Origin of the sequence: Pseudidiomarina aquimaris (assembly GCF_003987395.1) — a bacterium.
Lineage (GTDB): Bacteria > Pseudomonadota > Gammaproteobacteria > Enterobacterales > Alteromonadaceae > Pseudidiomarina > Pseudidiomarina aquimaris.
Genome location: NZ_PIPT01000004.1, coordinates 40,943 through 63,209 on the forward strand (window position 1 = coordinate 40,943; position 22,267 = coordinate 63,209).

General features: G+C 51.0%; 23 protein-coding genes and 2 tRNA genes. 13 read left to right on the forward strand and 12 right to left on the reverse strand.

Annotated features, from left to right (window positions below):
- From CWE21_RS06075 to CWE21_RS06095, 5 genes are read left to right on the forward strand one after another with little or no spacing between them, the layout of a single operon-like run.
- Window positions 1-1,212 carry a beta-ketoacyl-ACP synthase gene (locus CWE21_RS06075; protein ID WP_126833564.1) on the forward strand — a complete coding sequence of 404 codons (1,212 nt, stop codon included), beginning with the start codon at window positions 1-3 and terminating at the stop codon, window positions 1,210-1,212.
- The gene (locus CWE21_RS06080) at window positions 1,209-1,667 is read left to right on the forward strand and encodes a hotdog family protein (protein ID WP_126833565.1); all 459 of its coding nucleotides are present in this window, start codon (window positions 1,209-1,211) and stop codon (window positions 1,665-1,667) included. Before CWE21_RS06075 ends, CWE21_RS06080 begins: the two co-directional genes overlap by 4 nt.
- Window positions 1,660-2,388 carry a 3-ketoacyl-ACP reductase FabG2 gene (locus CWE21_RS06085; RefSeq protein WP_126833566.1) on the forward strand — a complete coding sequence of 243 codons (729 nt, stop codon included), beginning with the start codon at window positions 1,660-1,662 and terminating at the stop codon, window positions 2,386-2,388. The genes CWE21_RS06080 and CWE21_RS06085 overlap by 8 nt, the downstream gene beginning before the upstream one ends.
- Entirely contained in the window at window positions 2,388-3,617 is a 1,230-nt protein-coding gene (locus CWE21_RS06090; RefSeq protein ID WP_126833567.1) for a beta-ketoacyl-ACP synthase, read from the forward strand. The genes CWE21_RS06085 and CWE21_RS06090 overlap by 1 nt, the downstream gene beginning before the upstream one ends.
- Before the next feature lie 49 nt (window positions 3,618-3,666).
- The gene (locus tag CWE21_RS06095; protein ID WP_126833568.1) at window positions 3,667-4,101 is read left to right on the forward strand and encodes an excinuclease ABC subunit A; all 435 of its coding nucleotides are present in this window, start codon (window positions 3,667-3,669) and stop codon (window positions 4,099-4,101) included.
- On the opposite strand, the gene CWE21_RS06100 is transcribed toward CWE21_RS06095, so the two are convergent.
- The gene (locus CWE21_RS06100; RefSeq protein ID WP_126833569.1) at window positions 4,081-4,725 is read right to left on the reverse strand and encodes a 4'-phosphopantetheinyl transferase family protein; all 645 of its coding nucleotides are present in this window, start codon (window positions 4,723-4,725) and stop codon (window positions 4,081-4,083) included. The two genes, CWE21_RS06095 and CWE21_RS06100, sit on opposite strands and share 21 nt — an antisense overlap.
- A gap of 107 nt (window positions 4,726-4,832) precedes the next feature.
- Here CWE21_RS06100 and CWE21_RS06105 point away from each other — a divergent pair, with 107 nt between their 5' ends.
- Both CWE21_RS06105 and dgcN read left to right on the forward strand, forming a co-directional pair.
- Window positions 4,833-5,720, forward strand: coding sequence for a LysR family transcriptional regulator (locus CWE21_RS06105; RefSeq protein WP_126833570.1), 888 nt, complete (start codon window positions 4,833-4,835; stop codon window positions 5,718-5,720).
- Between the two features lie 90 nt (window positions 5,721-5,810).
- Window positions 5,811-6,818, forward strand: a complete 1,008-nt coding sequence (gene dgcN / locus CWE21_RS06110) for an N-acetyltransferase DgcN (protein ID WP_126833571.1) — start codon at window positions 5,811-5,813, stop codon at window positions 6,816-6,818.
- Between the two features lie 4 nt (window positions 6,819-6,822).
- Here the strand turns inward: dgcN and CWE21_RS06115 are convergent.
- The 3 genes from CWE21_RS06115 to orn form a co-directional block, all read right to left on the reverse strand.
- Window positions 6,823-6,898 (reverse strand) — tRNA-Gly (locus CWE21_RS06115).
- Between the two features lie 27 nt (window positions 6,899-6,925).
- Window positions 6,926-7,001: transfer RNA gene (locus CWE21_RS06120), tRNA-Gly, on the reverse strand.
- Window positions 7,002-7,092: 91 nt separating this feature from the next.
- Complete coding sequence (gene orn, locus CWE21_RS06125; protein WP_126833572.1) at window positions 7,093-7,647, reverse strand: oligoribonuclease; 555 nt, start codon at window positions 7,645-7,647, stop codon at window positions 7,093-7,095.
- Window positions 7,648-7,782: 135 nt separating this feature from the next.
- Between orn and rsgA the strand changes: the two genes are divergently transcribed.
- Genes rsgA through CWE21_RS06140 form a run of 3 tightly spaced genes read left to right on the forward strand, consistent with a single transcriptional unit; the run spans window position 7,783 to window position 10,457 of the window.
- Window positions 7,783-8,862: a small ribosomal subunit biogenesis GTPase RsgA gene (rsgA, locus tag CWE21_RS06130; RefSeq protein WP_126833573.1), complete on the forward strand. Its 1,080-nt coding sequence runs from the start codon at window positions 7,783-7,785 to the stop codon at window positions 8,860-8,862.
- 32 nt (window positions 8,863-8,894) lie between these two features.
- The gene (asd, locus tag CWE21_RS06135; RefSeq protein ID WP_126833744.1) at window positions 8,895-9,725 is read left to right on the forward strand and encodes an archaetidylserine decarboxylase; all 831 of its coding nucleotides are present in this window, start codon (window positions 8,895-8,897) and stop codon (window positions 9,723-9,725) included.
- Between the two features lie 3 nt (window positions 9,726-9,728).
- Window positions 9,729-10,457: a glycerophosphodiester phosphodiesterase gene (locus CWE21_RS06140; protein WP_126833574.1), complete on the forward strand. Its 729-nt coding sequence runs from the start codon at window positions 9,729-9,731 to the stop codon at window positions 10,455-10,457.
- 4 nt (window positions 10,458-10,461) lie between these two features.
- Here the strand turns inward: CWE21_RS06140 and CWE21_RS06145 are convergent, their stop codons facing one another.
- From CWE21_RS06145 to nudC, 4 genes are all read right to left on the reverse strand, one after another.
- Window positions 10,462-13,572 (reverse strand): efflux RND transporter permease subunit, encoded by a 3,111-nt coding sequence (locus tag CWE21_RS06145; protein WP_126833575.1) that lies wholly within the window; start codon window positions 13,570-13,572, stop codon window positions 10,462-10,464.
- A 2-nt stretch (window positions 13,573-13,574) separates the two neighbouring features.
- Window positions 13,575-14,624: an efflux RND transporter periplasmic adaptor subunit gene (locus tag CWE21_RS06150; RefSeq protein WP_241970231.1), complete on the reverse strand. Its 1,050-nt coding sequence runs from the start codon at window positions 14,622-14,624 to the stop codon at window positions 13,575-13,577.
- Between the two features lie 193 nt (window positions 14,625-14,817).
- Entirely contained in the window at window positions 14,818-15,882 is a 1,065-nt protein-coding gene (gene hemE / locus CWE21_RS06155; RefSeq protein ID WP_126833577.1) for a uroporphyrinogen decarboxylase, read from the reverse strand.
- Window positions 15,883-15,942: 60 nt separating this feature from the next.
- Window positions 15,943-16,764, reverse strand: a complete 822-nt coding sequence (gene nudC, locus CWE21_RS06160) for an NAD(+) diphosphatase (protein ID WP_126833578.1) — start codon at window positions 16,762-16,764, stop codon at window positions 15,943-15,945.
- Between the two features lie 90 nt (window positions 16,765-16,854).
- Here nudC and rsd point away from each other — a divergent pair, with 90 nt between their 5' ends.
- Complete coding sequence (rsd, locus tag CWE21_RS06165; RefSeq protein WP_126833579.1) at window positions 16,855-17,325, forward strand: sigma D regulator; 471 nt, start codon at window positions 16,855-16,857, stop codon at window positions 17,323-17,325.
- A 68-nt stretch (window positions 17,326-17,393) separates the two neighbouring features.
- Here rsd and fkpA read toward each other — a convergent pair whose 3' ends face one another.
- Complete coding sequence (fkpA, locus tag CWE21_RS06170; protein WP_126833580.1) at window positions 17,394-18,188, reverse strand: FKBP-type peptidyl-prolyl cis-trans isomerase; 795 nt, start codon at window positions 18,186-18,188, stop codon at window positions 17,394-17,396.
- Window positions 18,189-18,276: 88 nt separating this feature from the next.
- On the opposite strand from fkpA, the gene CWE21_RS06175 reads away from it, so the two are divergent.
- Both CWE21_RS06175 and CWE21_RS06180 read left to right on the forward strand, forming a co-directional pair.
- Window positions 18,277-18,513: a SlyX family protein gene (locus CWE21_RS06175; RefSeq protein WP_126833581.1), complete on the forward strand. Its 237-nt coding sequence runs from the start codon at window positions 18,277-18,279 to the stop codon at window positions 18,511-18,513.
- A gap of 88 nt (window positions 18,514-18,601) precedes the next feature.
- Window positions 18,602-19,495, forward strand: coding sequence for a phosphoribulokinase (locus CWE21_RS06180; RefSeq protein ID WP_126833582.1), 894 nt, complete (start codon window positions 18,602-18,604; stop codon window positions 19,493-19,495).
- Here the strand turns inward: CWE21_RS06180 and CWE21_RS06185 are convergent.
- From CWE21_RS06185 to astD, 3 genes are read right to left on the reverse strand one after another with little or no spacing between them, the layout of a single operon-like run.
- Window positions 19,492-20,349 carry a 23S rRNA (adenine(2030)-N(6))-methyltransferase RlmJ gene (locus CWE21_RS06185; protein WP_126833583.1) on the reverse strand — a complete coding sequence of 286 codons (858 nt, stop codon included), beginning with the start codon at window positions 20,347-20,349 and terminating at the stop codon, window positions 19,492-19,494. The genes CWE21_RS06180 and CWE21_RS06185 overlap by 4 nt on opposite strands.
- Window positions 20,350-20,357: 8 nt before the next feature.
- Complete coding sequence (locus CWE21_RS06190) at window positions 20,358-20,762, reverse strand: OsmC family protein (RefSeq protein WP_126833745.1); 405 nt, start codon at window positions 20,760-20,762, stop codon at window positions 20,358-20,360.
- A gap of 15 nt (window positions 20,763-20,777) precedes the next feature.
- Entirely contained in the window at window positions 20,778-22,262 is a 1,485-nt protein-coding gene (gene astD, locus CWE21_RS06195) for a succinylglutamate-semialdehyde dehydrogenase (RefSeq protein ID WP_126833584.1), read from the reverse strand.
- Window positions 22,263-22,267: the final 5 nt, after the last annotated feature.

A 22,267-nucleotide genomic window follows, 5' to 3' on the forward strand; every position in this document is an offset into this window, starting at 1 on the left:
ATGTATTTAAACCAACTCGGCGTTGTTTGCGCACTCGGCACGACCACCACAGAAGTTTGGCAAAACGCCGTAGCTGGAAGTCAGCAGGGTATGCAGACCAGCGACCTGCGTTTAGTTGACGCAAGTCCCCTTATCGTTGGGCAAGTGGCTGATGAGGCTTTGCCGACGTTAGCTGAGCAGGCTGCGCTTTTTCAAACCCGTAACAATCGCCTTGCGGCCGCCGCACTAGCCAACATACGCAGTGATATTGAGCGCTGTAAAGCCCGTTTTGGCGCCGATCGTATTGGTGTCATTGTCGGTACCAGCACTTCGGGCATTGCGGAGGGTGAGCAAGCATTAAAGCATTACACGCAGCACCATGCTCTACCGGCTAGCTTCAATTATCGGATGCAAGAAATGACAGCGCCCGCGGATTTCATCGCCGCATATTGCGACGTCAGCGGGCCTCGTTACAGTATTTCCATTGCCTGCTCGTCGAGCGCCCGAGCTCTGATGAGCGCCCGCGAATTACTCCAAAGTAACCTTGTTGATGCAGTAATTGTCGGCGGTGTCGACTCTCTTTGCCGTCTGACTCTTAATGGCTTCCGCGCACTCGAATCGACTTCATCAGGTTTATGCCAACCCTTTAGCAAGCAACGCGATGGGATCAATATTGGCGAAGGCGCAGCATTCTTCGTAGCAACTCGTGAAGCGCTTGAACCACAGCAACCGCAAGTTTATTTGAGCGGTGCCGGGCATGCGTCTGATGCGCATCACATGACAGCTCCAGAACCGCATGGCCGCGGCGCACAGTTAGCTATCTCGGCGGCGCTTAAAGAAGCCAAGCTCAGCCCTGAGGCGATTGACTATATCAATTTACATGGCACCGGGACGCCACTGAACGATGCAATGGAAGCCTATGCCTTAACCGAGCTTGGCCTGCAGCATAGTCTCGCTAGTTCAACCAAACCTATGACTGGGCACACGCTTGGCGCAGCCGGCGCCCTCGAAGCGGCGCTCTGTTGGCTCACCTTACAAGCAGCAGATGGACAACTCCCGCGTCATTGCTATGCGGGCGACTACGATGCCGACATTGCCCCACTTTCACTGGTGACTGCAGAGCGGGGTCTCAGCCACCGCGCCAAGCATTGTTTGAGCAACTCGTTTGCCTTTGGCGGTAACAACGTGGCGCTCGTTTTAAGTCGTAACGAGGCAGGAGCAAATCAGTCATGACATTATTGACAGACCTAATAAAACATCGCCCGCCTATGCTCTTAATTGACCGCTATATTAGCGGTGATAGTGGCACGGCTTCAGCACACTGCGAAGTAACGGTCACCAACGATAACCTTTATTACCGTGAGGAGCTTGGCGGACTTCCTGCTCATGTGGGTATCGAACTCATGGCACAAACGATTGCCGCCGCTGCAGGGTATCGCAATCGTGGTGCTGGCGAAGACATCAAGATTGGTTTCTTGTTAGGATCACGCAAGTATCGATGCTCAGTTGACTGCTTCGCGCTCGGAGAAACCTACGCTATTCATGTTGCCGAAATCCATGCCGAAAGCTCAGGTTTGAGCGTTTTCGAATGTGAAATAAGGCACCTAGATACGCCGATTGCGAGCGCCAAAATCAATGTTTTCCAGCCGCCTGATGAGGCCGCTTTTATAGAGGATACCTATGCGTAAACGTGTACTTGTAACCGGTTCTAGCAAAGGAATAGGTAAAGCTATCGCGCTAAAATTAGCGCAGCAAGGGTTCGATCTTGCGATCCATTGCCGCAGCGATCGCAGCGCTGCCGAGCAGGTCTGCAAAGAAATCCAAGCACTCGGCCAAGAGGCCAGTTTAGTACAATTTGATGTGGCGGATCGCGAGGCTTGCCGGAACGCGATTGAAGCAGACATTGAGACGCATGGTGCGTACTACGGTGCGGTCTGCAATGCTGGTATTACCCGCGATGGTGCGTTTCCGGCACTCACAGACGACGACTGGGATAGTGTTATTCATACCAACCTCGATGGCTTTTATAACGTGCTACTGCCCCTAACGATGCCAATGATTCGTCTGCGCCAAGGCGGCCGCATTGTTACCATTGCTTCAGTATCAGGGATTGCTGGTAATCGCGGACAAGTGAACTATAGTGCCTCAAAAGCAGGTCTGATTGGTGCCACCAAAGCGCTCGCTTTAGAGCTTGCGAAACGCAAGATAACCGTCAACTGTGTGGCCCCCGGACTCATTGAAACCGAGATGACCGACCACTTAGAGCATCAAGAGCATATTCTCTCGATGATTCCGATGCAGCGGGCGGGTAAACCGGAAGAAGTGGCAGGTCTAGTTGGGTACTTGTTTGAGGATTCGGCGGCGTACATTACGCGCCAAGTTTTTTCAGTTAATGGTGGACTAGTCTAATGAAACGGGTCGTTGTGACAGGGATGGGGTGTATTACCGCTTTTGGTGATAACTGGCAAGATTTCCGTAAGCGCTTATTAAACGGCGAAAATGCCGTCGTTCGTATGCCCGAGTGGGACGCCTTCGATGGCTTGAACACTCGACTTGCAGCGCCAATTCAACCGCCATTCCAAAGGCCGAAGCATTACTCACGCAAAGATGTCCGTTCGATGAGCACCGTTAGTATCATGGCCACCCGCGCTAGCGAGCTGGCACTCGAAAACGCCGGTCTGCTCGACGAGCCAAGTATCAAAGACGGTCGCTGCGGTGTTGCCTACGGTTCATCAACCGGCTCAACAGACGAAATGATCGTGTTTGGTAATATGTTAGCCAACAAGGATATGTCTGGCGTTAACGCCACTACCTACATCAAGAGTATGGGGCACACCACGGCAGTAAACGTCGGCGTATTTTTCGGCTTAAAAGGCCGTATGTACACCACCAGCTCAGCCTGCACCTCTGCTTCTCAAGCCATCGGTTATGCTTATGAAGCGATTAAATATGGCCAGCAGCAGATGATGGTGGCCGGTGGTGCCGAAGCACTCTGTCCGTCAGAAGCCGTGGTATTCGATACGCTTTACGCAACCAGCACTCGCAATGACGACCCGAAGCTCACGCCCCGCCCATTTGACCGCGACCGCGACGGCTTGGTCATTGGCGAGGGCGCCGGTACCTTTATACTTGAAGAACTCGAGCATGCAAAAGCCCGTGGCGCAACCATCTACGCAGAGCTTGTGGGGTTCGGTACCAATACCGATGGCGCCCATGTTACGCAACCCACGGCAGCAACCATGGAAGTCGCTATCCGGCATGCCCTCAAGGATGCCCAGCTTGAGCCAAAGACCATCGGTTATGTCAACGCGCACGGCACTGCCACTGACCGCGGTGATATCGCCGAGTCGCAAGCGACCTCTGCCGTGTTTGGTGCAACTATGCCAATTAGTTCATTGAAGAGTTACCTTGGTCATACGCTAGGCGCTTGCGGCGCAATCGAAGCATGGGCAAGTATCGAAATGATGCGTGAGGGATGGTTTGCGCCAACCGTAAACCTGAACAACATCGACGCAGAGTGTGGTGAGCTTGACTATATTGTCGGCACGACTAAAAAATTGGATACTGACTATATTATGAGCAATAATTTTGCCTTTGGCGGTATCAACACCTCGCTTGTTTTTAAGCGTTGGGATTAATTCAAGACAGCATGTCTTTTTGGAACTAAAAAAATTAAAAGGAATTCATATGAAGCTCAAGCTCGTTTTTGCACTGCTTATAACTATTGTATTTATCCAACCGGCGCAGGCTCGCGAAGATATTCTAACTTTGCCGTTGGATGAATTACTTGCTTCTGAAGACGCTAAAAAAGCGCTATTGGACGTGCCAATTTTCTTCGCTGGGCAGCCTCACCCGGCAGTAAAATCAAGTAAAGAGGTTACCACCAGCCGCAAAACTAACGCCTTCAATAAGAGCGACGAAGAAGCGTGTCGTTGGGTGATGTTATCAGCGCTGAAAGTATTGCAAGATGCCGCACAAAAAGGTGGTTATGACGCTGTAGCGAACATCAAATCTAATTACGACCACAATGAATTCGCCAGTAGCACCGAGTATCAATGCGGTGCAGGTACGTTTATTGCAGGCGCCGCACTCAAAGCTGACTTAGTTCGTTTCGAGGACTAGCTCTGACGCTAATGTTTGTGTTGCAGTGGTGGTCACTCGCCACCACTGTGCTGCCGTTGGCGATACGCTGTAACAACACAACATGTGTTGCTGTTCAGTATGAAACAAACCACTTTCTGCATAGCTTCCAAAAGCTTCGCGTAGCGTCGCTAATAGCTTTCCCTGTTGTGCCTTTGTCACTGCTTCAGCCAACGTCCAACGCTGATAAAACGTCTTTAAATCTTCAACCTTAACATGCTGCATAAAGCCGTCACTGAACTCGTTGACGAGCTCCGCTTGGCGTTTGCGGGGCTGCATCAGTTCAATATCAACCCCCAAAGCTTCAACATCACCGAACGCAACCATGACCGCATCGGTTTTGTGACTAATCGAGCAGGCAACCTCTACGTTCGCAATAGTTAGACACGGAGCCCCATTACTCTGGCGACTGATTACCACCGCATCCGGCGCTACATCATTCACTCGGCAAACTAACCACCGCAAGAGCCCACGGCCGACTTGGTACTGCACTTGCCGAGCTTGACTGGTATAGCTTTGCGCCTGTGTGCGCTCAGCGGCCGTTAACCACTGCGTCAACGTCTTGGCAAGCTGTTCTATGACAAATCCATGGGCGATATAAAGCAAAGTTATCCTCGTCGGTTTAGTACTTGTCGCAATGGCAATGGAGTGCAAGAATAGAGCTTATCTAAGGTCATCGTCTGCACTGTAGTGTTTACCCATTAAGGTTACCGATGCGTTTACGTCACATCGAAGTTTTCCATGCCATTTATACCACGGGCTCGGTCACTCAAGCAGCCCAAATCTTGCATATTTCGCAGCCAGCGGTATCGAAAAGCCTCGCCCACGCGGAGCAGCAACTCGGCTTTGCACTCTTTACCCGCGATAAAAATAAACTCATTCCTACGGCCGAGGCGCAGGCGTTGTTCCCAGAAATTGAGCACCTGTATCGGCAACTGCACAGCGTTAAAACCTTAGCCGACAACCTACAACGCCATGACGAAGGGATGATCGATGTTGCGATTACTCCAGCACTTGGTTTTGATGTAATTCCGCAAGCGATCGCGCGTTTCAATGACCGTTACCCCAACGTTGGTTTTCGCGTGCAAACGATTCACAACGATGAGGCGATGCAGGCCTTGGTTGAGCGCCAATGCGAATTCGCGCTGTTATTCGCAGCGCCAAATTATCCTGGCGTGGTCGCGCATGATATTGCAGAAACCTCAATCGTGTTGGTCTACCCACGCGCCCTGCTCGCGCACCAACCCGGTACCGTGGCACTTGCTGAAATTGCGCAGCATCCGTTGATTGGGATCGGTGATAGTGGGCCCGTGGGTCAGTTACTTTGGCAACAACTACAGGGTCTTGGCATTCACCCGCAAAGTCAGGTACAAGTAGACACCTACTACGTCGCTGCGCGACTCGTGGCGAAAGGGCTTGGTGTATGCCCACTCGATGACCTAACCGCGCAGGGCAATCCAGATCCGGCGCTCGGCGTGGCACGAATAGAGCCAACGTTAGAGGTGCCTGTGCGTGCCCTACATCTTACCAGCCGACCGCTCAGCAAGCTTTCCCAACAATTCTTGCAGGTCGTGCGCGCGTGCATCGCTGAAAAGGCATAACTAAAGGTTATACCTATACGACAAGCTTTCATTCGTCAAACTAGGCTATTTCATTAATCTAGTCAGCAAGCTATTTGACTGGAGCGCAGCATGTTAGAACTCAAAACCCCTTACTTACTTTTCATCGGTCACGCCACTGATCCGCTCAGCATTAAGATGGCCAAAAGTGCGGCGGATTGGAGTCCAGAAAAGTGCCTTGGCGAGGTTCGTTCACCAGGTTGCACCGTGAGCACCGGTCTACCTGCCATGACCATTGCCGAAGGGATTGCTGCGGGGGCAAAGAGTTTAGTTCTTGGTTTTGCTAATAGTGGCGGTCATCTCGACGACCAATGGCTACCGATGATTCACGAAGCCATCGAGGCAGGCCTTGATATTATCAGTGGCTTACATGACCGCTTGAATGCTTATGAAGAGCTGGTCGCCGCAGCGCAGCGTAAAAACGTGCGCCTGCTTGATATTCGCCACCCAACGAAGCGCCTGAAAACTGGCAAAGGCTACCGCCGTGACGGTAAGCGTCTACTGACCGTCGGTACTGACTGCTCAGTCGGTAAGATGTATACCAGCCTGAGCCTTACCCGTGAGATGCAGCAACGCGGCATGTCTGTCACTTTCCGGGCAACTGGACAAAGCGGTATTCTGGTTGCCGGCGAAGGCATCGCAGTGGATTGTGTCGTGGCTGATTTCATTGCTGGTGCCATTGAAGAACTTGCGCCTGCCAATGCAGCAGAGCACTGGGATATTATCGAAGGTCAGGGGTCACTCTTTCATCCCGCCTTTGCCGGTGTCAGTCTAGGCTTACTGCACGGTGCGCAAGCTGATGCATTGGTGGTCTGCCACGCTTTAGGCCGCACTAGCATGCGCGCCATTGATAATCGTCCGTTGCCGTCTTTAGCCGAAACCATTGCCTTAAACGAACAAATGGCACGCGTAACCAACCCTAATGCCAAGGTCGTTGGTATTGCGGTAAATACGTCAGCAGTGAGTGACGAAGAAGCGAAAACCTACTGTCGAAAAGTTGAAAGTGAATTCGGTCTACCCTGCGTAGATCCAATCCGCCACGGCGTAGCGAGCATTGTTGATAAGCTTGAGGGATTCTAAAATTTGGAGCGGGAAACGAGATTCGAACTCGCGACCCCAACCTTGGCAAGGTTGTGCTCTACCAGCTGAGCTATTCCCGCATATAGGATGGTGCTTGAAGTGAAGTTTGGAGCGGGAAACGAGATTCGAACTCGCGACCCCAACCTTGGCAAGGTTGTGCTCTACCAGCTGAGCTATTCCCGCGTCACTTCAGGTTAGTCGCAATAGCTATGCAATTGCGATAACGGAGGCGAATTTTACTGAATTCAGCAGGCTTTGCAACCGCTTTTTCAGCTTATTGCGACTGAATGTCGAAAAAGTGTGCACGATAGTGCTCTAATTCGTCGATTGACTCACGAATATCGGCAAGGGCTGTATGACTTCCTTGCTTTTTAACACCTGCTGCGACTTCAGGGGCCCAGTATTTGGCGAGTTGTTTGACGGTACTTACATCAAGGTTACGGTAGTGAAAGAACGCCTCGAGTTTTGGCATGTAACGGGCCAAAAAACGCCGGTCTTGGCAAATGCTGTTACCACACATCGGTGAACTACCTGGTGTACACCATTGCTGCAGGAAGTCTAAGGTGATTTGCTCGGCCGCAGCACTGTCATAGCGGCTTTGTTGGACCCGCTCGACCAAGCCAGACGCGGTGTGGGTGCGGGTATTCCAGTCGTCCATTTTGGCCAGCGTGTCATTACTCTGATGCACGGCGATCACTGGGCCTTCCGCAAGCACGCGCAGTTGCTGATCGGTAACAATGGTAGCGATTTCGATGATGACATCTTCTTCAGGAACGAGTCCTGTCATTTCGAGGTCAATCCAAATTAAACGGTCTGCTGTTGCGGCCATGAACTTTCCTAATAACGAAGAAATACGGCACCTATTGTGCGAAAGAATACGATTTTACACAACAGTTCAGGCGTTATCGGCAAGAATATTGTATGATCACGACATGTTATAAGTCGCAAGCAAGACAGGAGCCTTGTGGGAAAACACCGGAAATTAAATAAAGGCCAACTGCGACGCATGCGCGCCAATCAGCAAAAGCGTCTGCAACAAGTTGAGCTCACCCAGGAGCTCGATGATGCCAGCTTAGGCACTGCCGAGCCAGGCGTCATTGTCAGCCGTTTTGGTCAACACGCCATTGTTGCCGCTGAAGGCAATGCTGAGCAATTCCGTTGCCATATTCGCCGTAGTATTGAGAGTTTAGTCTGTGGTGATGAAGTCGTATGGCGGCGCTTTAGCGCTCAAGCTGGTAGCCAGGCCGAGACAGGTGAGCAGGGTGTCATCGAAGCGGTGCAAGAGCGCAAGTCATTGCTAAGTCGCCCCGATTATTACGATGGTCTTAAGCCCGTTGCGGCCAATATTGACCAGATTTTTATTATTTCGAGTGTACTGCCAGCATTCTCGTCACAGATCATCGACCGCTATTTAGTCGCCTGCGAAGACATCGATATCACCCCAATCATTGTTCTCAATAAAGCTGATTTGTTGCCAGAACAAACCACAGAACTGCAAGCTGAGATCGAGCAAGCATTGCAAATGTATGAAGCGATTGGTTATCAAGTAGTCCGCGTTAGCGCCAAAACTCAAGGTGGCCTCGATACCATTCAGACACTTTTGCAAGATCGAGTGTCAATCGTGGTAGGCCAATCGGGCGTTGGCAAATCGTCCTTAGTGAATGCATTATTGCCTGAAATCGACGCCGATGTAGGAGCTATCTCCACTAACTCGGGGTTGGGTCAGCACACCACGACTGTGGCGACGCGCTATGCCTTGCCCCAAGGGGGATTTCTGATTGACTCCCCCGGTATTCGCGAGTTCGCTTTGTGGCACCTTGACGAGAGTCGCGTTGCTTGGTGTTTTATCGACTTCCGTCCGTTTTTAGGGCGCTGCAAATTTCGCGATTGTAAACACCAGCCGCAAGATCCCGGTTGTGCATTGCAAGAAGCAGCGGAAACAGGTGAATTACACCCGCTTCGGTTGTACAATTTCCACAAGATTATCGAATCGATGGCAAGTACCAAGCCATCACGAGCAATACCACGAGGTAGTAAAAAGTGAGTTGGGACGACGTAAAAATTAAAGCGCAATACATGACGCCAAAGCATGCGTTATCGCGCTTAGTAGGTAAGCTAGCTGCCGCGCGTGCTGGTTGGTTTACACAACTCTTTATCCGCTGGTTTATTCGCACCTATAAAATTGATATGAGCGAAGCCGTGCATGAGAGTCCAAAAGCCTACAAGACCTTTAATGACTTTTTTACTCGTCATCTAAAGCCCGAGCTGCGCCCATTGAAAGCGACAGCGGAGCAGTTTGCTCAGCCCGTTGATGGTGCTGTAAGCCAACTCGGTGCGATTGAAGATGGCCGCATTTTTCAGGCGAAAGGGCACGACTATAGCCTGACTGAATTGCTCGGTGGCGACCCTCGTGACGCCCATGCTTTTAAAAACGGTAAATTCGCCACCATTTATTTAGCGCCAAAGGATTATCACCGTATTCACATGCCTTGTGACGGCGTGTTGCGCAAAATGGTCTATGTGCCAGGTGACTTGTTCTCAGTCAACCCACTAACTGCGGCAAATGTGCCGAATCTGTTCGCTCGTAACGAACGAGTGGTCGCTATTTTTGACGGCGAGTTCGGTAAGTTCGCAATGGTTTTAGTGGGCGCGACCATTGTTGCTAGCATCGGCACGGTGTGGGCCGGTACGGTCACTCCGCCAACCGGAAAGCATGTACACAGTTGGGAATACCCTGCCAGTGGCGACCAAGCGATTCGGTTAAGCAAAGGCGAAGAAATGGGTCACTTCAAGCTCGGTTCGACCGTGGTATTAACTTTCCCTGAAGATGTCATTGACTTCGCTGATGACCTCGAGGCAGGCAGTGTCACGCGCATGGGCGACATCCTTGGCGAGCGCGACGACTAAGCTATGTTAGTCCTCGCGCACCGCGGAGCTAGCTTTGAGGCGCCAGAGAATACCCTGACCGCCTTTGGCCGCGCTCTTGATGCCGGTGCTGACGGTATCGAGTTAGACGTTTATCCGTTACAAGACGAATGGATTGTCTTTCATGACCGTTATTTGGCACGTCTCACAGCGCACCCAGGTCGTTTACAAGACTTAACCCTTGAGCAAGTGCGCAAACTGAAGGTCTTCGGCCAACAGCCCGTTCCTACCCTGACCGAGGCACTCGAATTTATCGCTGGACGTTGTCTGGTGAATATCGAACTTAAGGGCGCCGATATTAAGCGAGGCTTAACTCGGCACTTACGCCATGCGGTGCAATACAGCAACTTCCAAGCAGAGCAACTGGTCGTTTCAAGCTTCAATCACCACTGGCTTCGCCAACTCAAAGAAGATCATCCAGAGCAACGTATTGGCGCACTCACCACATCTTGCCCACTGGATTACGCTGCCTTTGCCTCACAATTGCACGCGTGGTCGGTGCATATTGACGTCGACTTTGTCACCGCAGAGTTTGTCGCAGACGCCCACGACCGTGGCTTGCAGGTGTTTGTCTTCACCGTAGATGAGCCCGAAGATATGCGCGATCTACATGCACTCGGCGTTGACGGCATCTTTACCAATCATCCACTCGCAGCGCGTAATGTTATCGCAGGCTTGCCCATGCAAGCCGGCGAAACATGGCATATTGATTAAAGCACTAGCCGTTTATCTCACCTTTATGGTGTGGATAGCGCTGCTCAAGCTCGGTTAATTCGTGGGTTAACGCCATTGGCGAAGTCGTCTTGCGCGCCAACACCGAATACAGCGCAGGAATGACAAAGATGGTCAAGAAAGCCGATAAAGCGACACCACAGAAGATCACCGTACCAATGACCATACGGCTCTCGGCTCCTGGACCACTGCCTAGAATAAGCGGCACGGCACTCATCAACGTGGTAAACGCAGTCATAACAATCGGCCGCAGGCGTTGTTGCGATGCACGTACTACGGCTTCATCGAAACCATAACCCGCATCACGCAGCTGGTTGGCGAATTCGACAATCAAGATACCGTTCTTCGCCGCCAAGCCGATGAGCATAACAATACCAATCTGGCTATAGATATTAAGCGTCAGATCGGTGAAGTAAAGGCCCACGGCAGCGCCAAGAATCGCTACTGGCACCATCAGCATAATCACCAAGGGGTGAATAAAGCTTTCAAACTGTGCAGCTAATACAAGGTAAGCAACGACCAAGGCAAGAACAAATACAAAAATGACCGAGCTGCCGCTTTCTTGATAAAGTTGCGATTCACCTTTGTAGTCAATCGATACATCGTCAGGTAATTTCTCCTGCACAATGTTTTCAAGATACGCCAGCGCATCCCCTAGGGAATAACCCTCAGCTAAGTTGGCTTCAATGGTAATACTGCGCATACGGTTGTAGCGATTCAGTTCGCCAGAGGTGGCCCGCTCTTCTACCGTCACTAAGTTTGATAGCGGGATCAGCTGCCCTGTCGCATCCGAACGAACGTATATTTGATCGATCGCTGACGGATCACGGTAGTCTGAGCGCTCGCCTTCGAGAATTACGTCATACTCTTCGCCACGGTCGAGATAAGTGGTCACCCGTCGCTCGCCTAGCATGGTCTCCAATGTGCGCCCAATGTCACCCACTGAGACCCCTAGGTCAGCCGCTCTGGTTTGATCAATTTTAATCAGCAACTGCGGTAGTGTTTGTTTAAAATCACTGTCCAGTTCGAGTAAGTTTGGATTTTTCGCCGCCTCTTCAATCACGATGTCACGGTAAGCAGCCAGTTGCTCGTAGGTATTGCCCTGCAAAACGAACTGCACTGGGCGACCATTGCCGCCAGAGATGCCGCTACGCATAAAGGCAAAACCGCGAACACCTGCGACCTGATTGAGCTTTTGGCTGACGTCATCCATCAACTCGAAAGTGCTCCAGTCACGCTCTTCAAATGGGACCGCACCAACAATCGCAATACCGGCCGAATTGCCCCAACCCGGTGAGCGGACCAACAAGCGGTCGATTTTTCCTTCGTCCAAGTAGGGTAATAATAGCGCTTCAATCTCACGCATATGTTCGGCGTTGGACTCAAAGCTAGCACCCTCCGCACTGCGCACCATCACGAAGAAGGTACCGCGGTCTTCCGGTGGAACAAACTCTTGCGGAACGAGCTTCAACATGTTGTAGGAAACGACACTCGCAAACACCACCAGCACAATCGCTAACCACGGATAAGCCAAAGTGCGATTAAGCACGCGCGCATAACCGCTCTCAACCCAATTGAAGAAGCCATCTACGGCCTTACCGAAGCGACTCGTGCGCTCGCGGCGACGCAGGATTTTTGAGCTCAACATTGGCGATAAGGTCAGTGCTGCAATACTTGAACAAAGCACCGCTGCCGCGATAGCTAAGGCGAATTCGGTAAACAGCTGGCCGATGTTTCCTTCTAAGAATGCAAGCGGTACGAACACTGAAATCAAAACTAAGGTGGTCGCTACAACGGCAAAGCCGACTTCTCGCGCACCTCGATAGGCAGCGAGCAATGGTGGCTCACCGGACTCTACGCGCCGATAGATGTTCTCCAACACAACAATAGAGTCGTCCACCACCAAACCAATCGCTAACACCAGCGCAAGTAGTGTTAACAGGTTCACCGAGAAGCCCATGGCAAAGAGCGCAATATACGAGGCGATAATAGCTACTGGAACCGTCAGCGCTGGTATCAGCGTGGCACGAACATTACCTAAGAACAGGTAAATCACCACCACCACTAGGCCCATCGCAATACCAAGGGTGTTATAAACCTCGTCGATGGAGCCTTTAATGAAAATCGAGGAATCGTAGCTGGGGACCATCACCATCGACTCCGGTAGGGTCTTGGCAATGTTATCGATTTCACGACGGACGTTTTCGACAACTTCGAGTGTATTGGCTTTGGATTGTTTAATCACGCCAATACCGATCATGTTGATGCCATTGCCGCGGAACTCGGTTTTATCATCCTCCGAGCCCATCTCAATCCGCGCAACCTCACCAAGTCGCACTAATTGGCCACTATCACCGCGCGTGATCGTCAGTAGGTTAAACTGTTCTGGCGTCAAATAGGTTCGTGCGACACGCACACTAAACTCGCGGTCAACCGACTCGACCTCGCCGGCCGGCAGCTCGACGTTCTCCGCGCGCAAACGACTTTCAATGTCGCTGACGGTAATGCCTCGCGCTGCCATCGCCTCGCGGTCTAACCAAATACGCATTGCATAACGACGTTCACCACCTAAGTTCACGCGCGCAACACCGTCCACCACTGACAAGCGTTCAACGATATAGCGGTCGGCATAGTCGGTAAGCTCAAGAATACTTAGGTTTTCACTGCGAAGGTTGTACCAAACAACCGTTGATTCGTCAGAATTGGCTTTGGATACTTCTGGCGGGTCGACTTGTTCTGGAAGGTTATCCACCACTCGCGACACACGGTCGCGGACATCGTTCGCCGCCGCATCTACGTCGCGATTCAGGGTAAATTCGATGGTGATCCGCGAGCGTCCATTGCGACTGCTCGAACTGATATTTTTAATCCCTTCGATGCCGCTGATACGGTCTTCGATCAGCTGCGTAATTTGCGTTTCAACGATTTCTGCTGACGCGCCCGGGTAACTCGTATCAATAGAGACCACCGGCGGATCGATGTCTGGATACTCACGCAACGGCAGCATGGTAAAACAGACGATACCAAACACAATAAGGAGGATATTAACGACCGTGGCAAAAACCGGGCGCTTGACTGAAACATCAGAGAGTAACATCGTTAGTCCTCCTTGATGGTGACAGCGATTCCATCGCGCATGCGAACTAAGCCGTCAGAGACAACGCGTTCACCCGGTTCAATTCCGGAAATCACCTCAACGATGCCAGGCTTACGGCGGCCAATCGTGATTTGGCGTTCCTTGGCAATATTATCGTCGCCAACGACATAAACAAAATGCCGAGTATCGAGCGGAACAACGGCGCGTTCAGGCAATTGCAGCACCGAATCAACACTGCGCAAGAGTTGCACGCGCAACAACATACCAGGGCGCAGAAGGCCTTCGTTGTTGGGAACCTCGGCGCGCACCATGATGGAGCGGGTAAGCGGATCCACACGTGAATCGATACTGCGAATCGTACCAGTGAAGTCGCGGTCTGGATAAGCGCCGCTGCGCGCGGTTACTTGCTGACCTACCGCAAGACTTGCAAAAAATAGCTCTGGGACACTGAAATCAAGTTTAATCGGCGTAATATCGTCAAGCGTAGTAATTTGTTGGCCTGGGCTAACCAACGAGCCGACACTTATTTGGCGAATACCTAGACGGCCATCAAAAGGCGCAGAGATTTGCTTCTGTGCCAGTTGTGCTTCCGCCACCTCGAGCTGCGCCACGATTTCTTTTACGATCACGTCTTGAGTTTCAACTTGCTGTGCTGATGCCGCGTTTTGCTTCCGCAGATCCTGTAAGCGTTGGTACTGACGATTGGCTTCCGCTAAGCGAAACTTCAGTTCTTGCACGCGCGCCAACTCTTCACGCGCATCTAGCTCGACTAATAGGTCTCCCGCTTGCACGGTTTGACCATCATTAAAATGCACGGCAATCACTTTATCTTGGGTTTGTGCAGTAATAACCACAGACTCATTGGCCTGCGCGGTGCCTAACGCTTCGATAATATCGCGAAAGGGTTGCACCGCGGCTTCGGTCACCTTGACCGGAACGGCCTGTTGCTGTCGCTGTTCTTCAACCTTAGGTTCGTGAATAAAGCTGAAATAAGCCGCAGCTGCGACCAATAAAAGAACCACCAATGAAATGGGATTAAAAAGTTTTGCCACCGCCAACAACTCCTCGAGGTGCGAATGCTTCAGGAAAAAGCGCTCTTTGCTGCTAGCTGTTTGCTGTTGGTTTAAAACAAATAGCGAACAGCAAATAGCAAACAACGCTCTTTGTAGAGTATGGCGTTATTGTAACGTGCAGATCATCGGCGGCAGCTCCGCTTACCGCCGAATACCAGAGGTCTATCGCAAATCAGCGATGATAGGCAGGGCTAAGCTTATGTACTGCTTCAATAAATGCAGCGGCATGGTCTGGATCGACTTCCGGATGGATACCGTGACCGAGGTTGAACACATGGCCGTGTCCTTGCCCATAACTGGCCAAAATGGTTGCTACCTCTTCTTCGATGCGTGCAGGAGATGCATACAACATACTTGGGTCCATATTGCCCTGCAGTGCAACTTTATCCTGCACCAATGCACGCGCTGTACCCAAGTCGGTCGTCCAATCGACACCGAGAGCATCGGCACCCGTTGCCGCCATCTCAGGTAACCAAGCACCGCCGTTTTTGGTAAACAGGGTGACTGGCACGCGGCGACCGTCCGCCTCTCGCGTTAAGCCTTGAACAATTTGCTGCATGTAACGCAACGAGAATTCGCGATAGTCTCGAGGACTCAGCACGCCACCCCAGGTATCAAAAATCATCACCGCTTGTGCACCTGCCGCGATTTGCGCGTTCAGGTAACTGGTGACCGACTGGGCCAACTTATCGAGTAACATATGCATGGCTTGTGGTTCAGCGAACATCAACTTTTTGACTTGGCTGAAGTTCTTAGTACTGCCACCTTCCACCATGTAGGTTGCTAAGGTCCACGGGCTCCCAGAAAAGCCAATAAGCGGTACTTTTCCATTAAGTTCACGACGAATCGTGCGCACCGCATTCATCACATAACCAAGCTCTTGCTCAGGATCTGGCACGCCGAGTTTACTAATCGCCGCTAAGTCACGCACAGGGCGTTCAAACTTAGGGCCCTCGCCAGCTTCAAAGTACAAACCTAAGCCCATGGCATCGGGGATGGTTAAGATATCTGAAAACAGAATCGCAGCGTCCAACGGAAAACGACGGAGCGGCTGGAGGGTTACCTCGCAGGCCAGTTCCGCATTCTTACAAAGTGCCATGAAGTCGCCCGCTTGCTTCCGTACTTCACGATACTCTGGTAAATAGCGACCTGCTTGACGCATCATCCAAATAGGCGTGCGTTCAGTTGGCTCACGTAACAGGGCGCGTAAATACAGATCGTTTTGCAAAGTGCTCATAGCGTTAGGTTACCTATCTTGCGGTGCGACTCATAAAATAAAGGCCGTATTCTACCAGCCTCACGCAGAGGATTCTCGATCTATTTGCGCTTTTACGGCTTGGATCAACTTATTTGCGATAGTGCCGGGTAATGGAATATCTGGCAGCTCTGCAAAGCTATACCAAGCGCCGTCTTCGAGCTCGAACGGGTCGAAGTGCAAGTCGCCAGCAGCCCACTCTGCAGTGAAACCCATCATCAGCGAATTGGGGAATGGCCAGGGTTGACTACAAACATACTGTAGATTTTTCACTTCAATCCCAGCTTCTTCCATCACTTCGCGCGCGAGTGTTTGCTCTAAGCTTTCTCCGGCTTCCACAAAGCCCGCCAGCACCGAGTAGAGGCCTGGACGATGCCGCTCGCCGCGCGCCAGTAATATCTTGTCACCTTTACGAATAGCTACAATAATGCACGGCGAAATCCGCGGGTAGCAACGATGCTGACAAGCGTTGCATTGCATCGCTAGTTCCCAGTCAACTGCCTGCATGCGGGTACCACAACGGCCACAGTAACGATGTGTAGTTAGAAACTCGGTCACTTGTTTAGCTCGCGACGCCATCATGAACATTTCTTCATCGTTGGCAGCGACCAACGGGCGCAGAGACTTGAATTCACCTAACGCACTAAAAGCATCATCATTCAGATCGGCAACGACGAGGTAACAACTGCGTTCACGCAACTCGCCGAGCCATACCACTTGATAGTCATCGAGCTCGGGCATAGGCAGGTCTTGCAGACGCCCATGCGGAGGTAAGTCTTTGTCATCTAATGTGAGTTCGCCTGCTGAACAAATAAACCACCAAGCCGGTTCATCTGCTGAGGGGCGTTGATAAGGTTTTGTCATAACAGCCATTTATCGGTAAAGTAAAAACTATTGACGTAAGCTTAACATCATCGGTAGATTGACGGTAAGCATAAAAACTGGGAGTAAACCATGCTAAAGCGACAACAGGAAGCCAAACAACGCTGGGGTGGTGCCCATAAAGCAGTCGATACTTGGTTACATGAACGCCAAGCCCTATTGATTGAGTATTTTAAACTCGCTGGGTTGCCGCCTTATGAGCGCGATAACCATGCCCTCCCGGCACTACCAGATATTCGCAGTTTTTGTGGCTTACTCATGGATTATGTGTCAGCCGGCCACTTTGAGATCTACGAACAAATCATTTCGAACTGCCAAGATGCGCCGCAGGCAACCCAAGAACTTGCCGAGGAAGTCTTCCCCCTGATCAGCGATACCACTGAAATCGCCTTAGACTTTAACGATAGTTACGGCGATTTGGATGACGATAATCACCTCAATGGCTTTGACCAGGATCTTTCTTCTCTGGGCGAGGCCTTAGAATTGCGGATGGGTTTCGAAGACCGTTTGCTGCATGCGCTGGAGCAACACCGTTTACTCTAAACTGAATACTTTAAAACAAAAAACGCCGCTCAAATGAGCGGCGTTTTGCTATGCTAATTCAGGTCGACTTACGCGCCGCCCTCACCTTCAGCTTCAACTTCAACGTCTGCTTTTGGTGCTTCTGGTTTATCTTTTACGTCAATCAACTCAACTTCAAAGATAAGCGTCGATTTCGGCGGAATCGTACCACCACCTACTTCACGATCACCGTAAGCCAATTCAGGCGGAATCACAAAGCGGTACTTGTCACCAACACTCATTAATTGAACGCCTTCAGTCCAACCTGGAATCACACGATTCAGCGGGAATACTGCTGGTTCACCACGCTCAATTGAGCTGTCGAATACCGTACCGTCAACCAAGGTACCTTCGTAATGAACTTCAACAATATCGTCGGCTGCAGGCTGTTTACCGCCGTCTTCACCTTCAGTCAGGATCTCATATTGCAAGCCAGACTCAGTGACCATGACGCCTTCTTTCTTCTCGTTTTCAGCGCGATAAGCGTCGCCTTCAGCTTGAGATTCAGCACCCAAAGTTGCAGTTTTGGTTTCGGTATACTGCTGCTGCATTGCTGTCAGCAGTTGCTCCGTTTCTTCTTCAGTCAGCTTTGACTTGTCTTTCAGCGAGTCAACAAAACCAGCAATGACCAAGTTACGGTCAAGCACCATTTCCATTTTGTCTTGCTCGTCGAGATTATTACCGACAAAAGTCCCAACTGATGCACCTAATGCGTAAGCCATTTTCGCTTGCTCTTCGGTCGGAGCTTGCTCACTTACCGGATACGCTTCTTGCTTCTCTTGTGTACACCCAGTAATTGCGAGAGCGACAAGGCTGACCGCAAAGGTTTTCTTTAAATAACTCATTCCTTTCTACTCCAAGATTGAATTCTTGCTATTAACAAGGTCTAATGCGTTGCATTCCTATACTACACATAAACAGGGGCCTTTGCCTATGCCTGAGCAACACTCTGACACAATACTCACACAACTTGCTGACCTTGAGAGTCGCTTGGCATTTCAAGATGATACTATCGAGACACTCAATCAGCTGGTGATCCAACAATCTGACCAACTGCAGCGCTTGGAACAAAAGATGAAACTCTTGGGCCAACGACTCCAGCAATTACAAGAACGTAACGATGACCAGCAAGGGAACGACCCAGCCGACGAAGTCCCGCCGCATTATTAATTGCTTCGCCATAGTGTGCATATATAGGCTAACTTGACCCCAGTCGCCTGACCCCGTATAACAATCATTCTACTTTTACGGAGTCACTATGTCGGTCAAACATCCAATCATTGCGGTTACAGGCTCTTCCGGTGCGGGTACTACCACCACCAGTCAGGCCTTACGCCATATTTTCCGCTCTCAGCATATCAATGCAGCGTGCGTTGAAGGCGACAGCTTTCATCGTTATTCACGCCCGGAAATGGATGTCGCTATTCGTAAAGCACAAGAGCAGGGCCGACACATCAGTTATTTCGGGCCTGAGGCCAATGATTTTGATCGCCTCGAAGCACTCTTCCGAGAATATGGGGACTGCGGCAATGGTGAGGTCCGCCGTTACCTGCATAGCTTCGACGATGCCGTGCCTTACCATCAGATGCCTGGCACTTTTACTCCTTGGGAAGCGCTGCAGGACGATACCGATCTGTTGTTCTACGAGGGGTTGCATGGTGGCGTGAAAACCACCGAGTACGATGTAGCGAAGTATGTCGATTTGCTTATCGGCATGGTACCCATCGTTAACTTGGAGTGGATTCAAAAGCTTCTGCGCGATACGGCCGAGCGTGGACACAGCCGCGAAGCCGTGACACAGAGTATTGTGCGCAGTATGGAAGATTACATCCACCATATCGTGCCACAGTTTTCGCGAACGCATATTAACTTTCAGCGCGTCCCAACGGTAGATACGTCCAACCCTTTTAGCGCCAAAGATATTCCATCACTGGACGAGAGCTTTGTGGTCATTCGCTTTCGCGGTATGCGCAACGTCAACTTCCCATATTACCTGCAGATGATCGACGGTTCGTTTATGTCGCGCATGAACACCTTGGTTGTGCCGGGCGGCAAAATGGTTTTTGCGATGGAGTTGATTCTAGCGCCGCTCATTGAAGAAATGATGTTTGCCAAGCAGCACGGCGGCAAACCTGGCTGGCTGAAAAGCTAACCCTCGAGCAGCCAACTGCCCTGCCATTCGGCCCCTTGGTCCTGAGCTAACAATGGCGTAATAAAGTCCATAATGGTCGCCATTTGCTGCACCACCCCATAAGGTGGATTCACAAACAACATCCCGCAGCCATTCATTTTGCTTGGGTCTTGCGCAGTGCGCACGAGCATATCGGTGCAATACACTTTACTCACCGTAGTCAGGTCGGCAACTCGCTGCTGAAACTCACTCACCGCTACTGGGTCTTTTATCGGGTACCACACCACATAGCTGCCATTCGCCCAACGCTTCGTTCCTTCGTGCAGCGCTTGCACTACTTGAGCAAATTCGTCGCGTTGCTCAAATGGCGGGTCAATCAACACCATGCCGCGCTTTATCGGGGGTGGTGTTAATGCTTTTAGCGCTGCATAACCATTACGGCCAGCTTCAACGTGTATCGTCCCATTGTGCGGAAAGTCATTGGCGACATTCTCGCTGAGTTCTTGTGCATCTGCAGGGTGCAATTCACATAACGTCAGCGCATCTTGCGCGCGCAACTGCAATGCCGCGAGATAGGGTGAGCCTAGGTACCAACGCAACGCTTGGTCTGGATTGAGCTGTCTTACTGCTGCAAGATATCCCGCGAGCTCGTCCGGTGGGTTAGGGGCTGCTAACACCTTAGCTATACCCGCTTGCCACTCACCGGTTTTGCTGGCTTGCTCGCCCAGCAAGTCATACATGCCGATACCTGCATGGGTATCAAGCAACCAAAAAGGTTTGTCTTTCTGCTGTAAATACGACAAACACGCCCATTGCAGGGCGTGTTTCATAACGTCGGCGAAGTTACCGGCATGATAGCTGTGGCGATAATTCATCGTGCAGTTTAATCAGCTTGTTCGATACTAAAGCTATGCGTCAAGGTAACCGAAGCCTCGAGCATCTTCGCGACTGAGCAATATTTCTCAGCAGACAACTGTACCGCACGCTCAACATGCTTCTCGGCAACGTCACGGCCAGTTACTACAAAGTGCAGATGAATCTTGGTAAACACGGCTGGTACCGCATCGGCGCGTTCACCGTGAACTTCACAACGACAGGCCGTGACTTCTTGACGAGCTTTTTCCAAAATACTAACTACATCGACCGAAGAACAGCCACCCGCAGCTGCAAGCACCAGCTCCATCGGTGATGCTGCCTCAGTCTTGTTGCCATCCATGTGGACGGTTTGTCCTGAGCCAGTCGTAGCAGTAAAAACCAAGTCCTTCTGCCACTGAACATTTGCTTGCATTGCTGCGGCCATCAGTTAGCCCTCACTCTTATTAAAGTGTAAGCCCGGTGCGGTTTTCTCTGGCATCGTGACCTGCTCTGCTTCTACTGAAGCAACAGGATATGCGCAGTAGTCTGCTGCATAGTAAGCGCTCGCACGATGGTTACCGCTAGCACCGATGCCACCAAATGGAGCAGCACTACTTGCGCCCGTGATTGGCTTATTCCAGTTCACGATGCCGGCACGGATACGCTTGAAGAAGTAGCGATAGGTACTTTCTTCGTCACAAAGAATACCTGCCGAAAGGCCGAAACTAGTATTGTTAGCTTCTTTGATAGCAGCATCGAAATCAGTGTAACGATACACTTTCAAAAGCGGCCCGAAGTGCTCGATGTCAGGCATTTTTTCGACATTGGTGACGTCCAAAATACCAGGTGTAACAAAGCCTAAGTTGTGGTCTTTCTGCTGCATACGCAGCAATACGTTAGCACCGGCTTCAGCCAAGTCATTTTGCGCCTTGACCATATCGTTTGCAGCCTTCGCAGAAATCATTGCGCCCATGAACGGCTGAGGATCTGCTTCGTAGTCACCCACTTCGATTTGCTTGGTAACTTCGAGTAAGCGCTCAAGAATCGCATCGCCATTTTCGCTGCGCTCGATGAACAAGCGGCGCGCACAGGTGCAGCGCTGACCTGAGGTAATAAACGCCGACTGCACGATGTCATGCACAGCACCATCGATATCTTTCACATCTTTGACGATCAATGGATTGTTACCACCCATTTCCAGTGCCAAGATTTTGTCTGGGCGACCGGCGAATTGTTTGTGCAATAAATGTCCAGTGGTCGAAGAACCAGTGAAGAACAAGCCATCAATTTGTGGATGTGCAGAAAGTGCTTTGCCGGTTTCTACTAAACCTTGTACAAGGTTAATAGCGCCCTTCGGCAAGCCTGCTTTTTCCCACAGTTTCACGGTGAATTCAGCTACTTTTGGCGTCATTTCACTTGGTTTGAACACAACTGTGTTACCCGCCAATAACGAAGGCACAATGTGACCGTTTGGTAGGTGTCCAGGGAAGTTGTAAGGGCCGTAAACAGCGACCACACCATGCGGCTTATGACGAATAAACGCTTTACCAGCAGGCATTGGGTTTTCAACGGTACCCGTGCGTTCGTGGTAAGCGCGCTCAGATATCGCCACTTTCCCGATCATGGCACCCACTTCGGTTAAGGTTTCCCACACCGGCTTACCGGTTTCTTCGGCAATGATCTTGGCGAATTCTTGTTTGTTTTCTTCCAGCAACTCCGCGAACTTTTTACAAATTGCCAAGCGCTCTTCAAATTCACGATCGGCCCAATCAACAAAGGCTTCTCGCGCAGCCATGATGGCTGCTTCGACTTGTGCTTCCGTCGCACAGCGACCTTTCCAGACCTCTTCGTTACGGGCAGGATCAATCGACTTAAATTCGTCACCTTCACCAGCGACCCATTGGCCACCAATATAGAGATTCTGTTCTGACATCTTAT

Excerpts from the sequence above, each read along its gene's own strand:
- CWE21_RS06075 (WP_126833564.1), top strand. The coding sequence starts at position 1 with ATGTATTTAAACCAACTCGGCGTTGTTTGCGCACTCGGCACGACCACC.
- CWE21_RS06080 (WP_126833565.1), top strand. The coding sequence starts at position 1,209 with ATGACATTATTGACAGACCTAATAAAACATCGCCCGCCTATGCTCTTA.
- CWE21_RS06085 (WP_126833566.1), top strand. The coding sequence starts at position 1,660 with ATGCGTAAACGTGTACTTGTAACCGGTTCTAGCAAAGGAATAGGTAAA.
- CWE21_RS06090 (WP_126833567.1), top strand. The coding sequence starts at position 2,388 with ATGAAACGGGTCGTTGTGACAGGGATGGGGTGTATTACCGCTTTTGGT.
- CWE21_RS06095 (WP_126833568.1), top strand. The coding sequence starts at position 3,667 with ATGAAGCTCAAGCTCGTTTTTGCACTGCTTATAACTATTGTATTTATC.
- CWE21_RS06105 (WP_126833570.1), top strand. The coding sequence starts at position 4,833 with ATGCGTTTACGTCACATCGAAGTTTTCCATGCCATTTATACCACGGGC.
- dgcN (WP_126833571.1), top strand. The coding sequence starts at position 5,811 with ATGTTAGAACTCAAAACCCCTTACTTACTTTTCATCGGTCACGCCACT.
- orn (WP_126833572.1), bottom strand. The coding sequence starts at position 7,647 with ATGGCCGCAACAGCAGACCGTTTAATTTGGATTGACCTCGAAATGACA.
- asd (WP_126833744.1), top strand. The coding sequence starts at position 8,895 with ATGACGCCAAAGCATGCGTTATCGCGCTTAGTAGGTAAGCTAGCTGCC.
- CWE21_RS06140 (WP_126833574.1), top strand. The coding sequence starts at position 9,729 with ATGTTAGTCCTCGCGCACCGCGGAGCTAGCTTTGAGGCGCCAGAGAAT.
- CWE21_RS06145 (WP_126833575.1), bottom strand. The coding sequence starts at position 13,572 with ATGTTACTCTCTGATGTTTCAGTCAAGCGCCCGGTTTTTGCCACGGTC.
- hemE (WP_126833577.1), bottom strand. The coding sequence starts at position 15,882 with ATGAGCACTTTGCAAAACGATCTGTATTTACGCGCCCTGTTACGTGAG.
- nudC (WP_126833578.1), bottom strand. The coding sequence starts at position 16,764 with ATGACAAAACCTTATCAACGCCCCTCAGCAGATGAACCGGCTTGGTGG.
- rsd (WP_126833579.1), top strand. The coding sequence starts at position 16,855 with ATGCTAAAGCGACAACAGGAAGCCAAACAACGCTGGGGTGGTGCCCAT.
- fkpA (WP_126833580.1), bottom strand. The coding sequence starts at position 18,188 with ATGAGTTATTTAAAGAAAACCTTTGCGGTCAGCCTTGTCGCTCTCGCA.
- CWE21_RS06175 (WP_126833581.1), top strand. The coding sequence starts at position 18,277 with ATGCCTGAGCAACACTCTGACACAATACTCACACAACTTGCTGACCTT.
- CWE21_RS06180 (WP_126833582.1), top strand. The coding sequence starts at position 18,602 with ATGTCGGTCAAACATCCAATCATTGCGGTTACAGGCTCTTCCGGTGCG.
- CWE21_RS06185 (WP_126833583.1), bottom strand. The coding sequence starts at position 20,349 with ATGAATTATCGCCACAGCTATCATGCCGGTAACTTCGCCGACGTTATG.
- CWE21_RS06190 (WP_126833745.1), bottom strand. The coding sequence starts at position 20,762 with ATGCAAGCAAATGTTCAGTGGCAGAAGGACTTGGTTTTTACTGCTACG.
- astD (WP_126833584.1), bottom strand. The coding sequence starts at position 22,262 with ATGTCAGAACAGAATCTCTATATTGGTGGCCAATGGGTCGCTGGTGAA.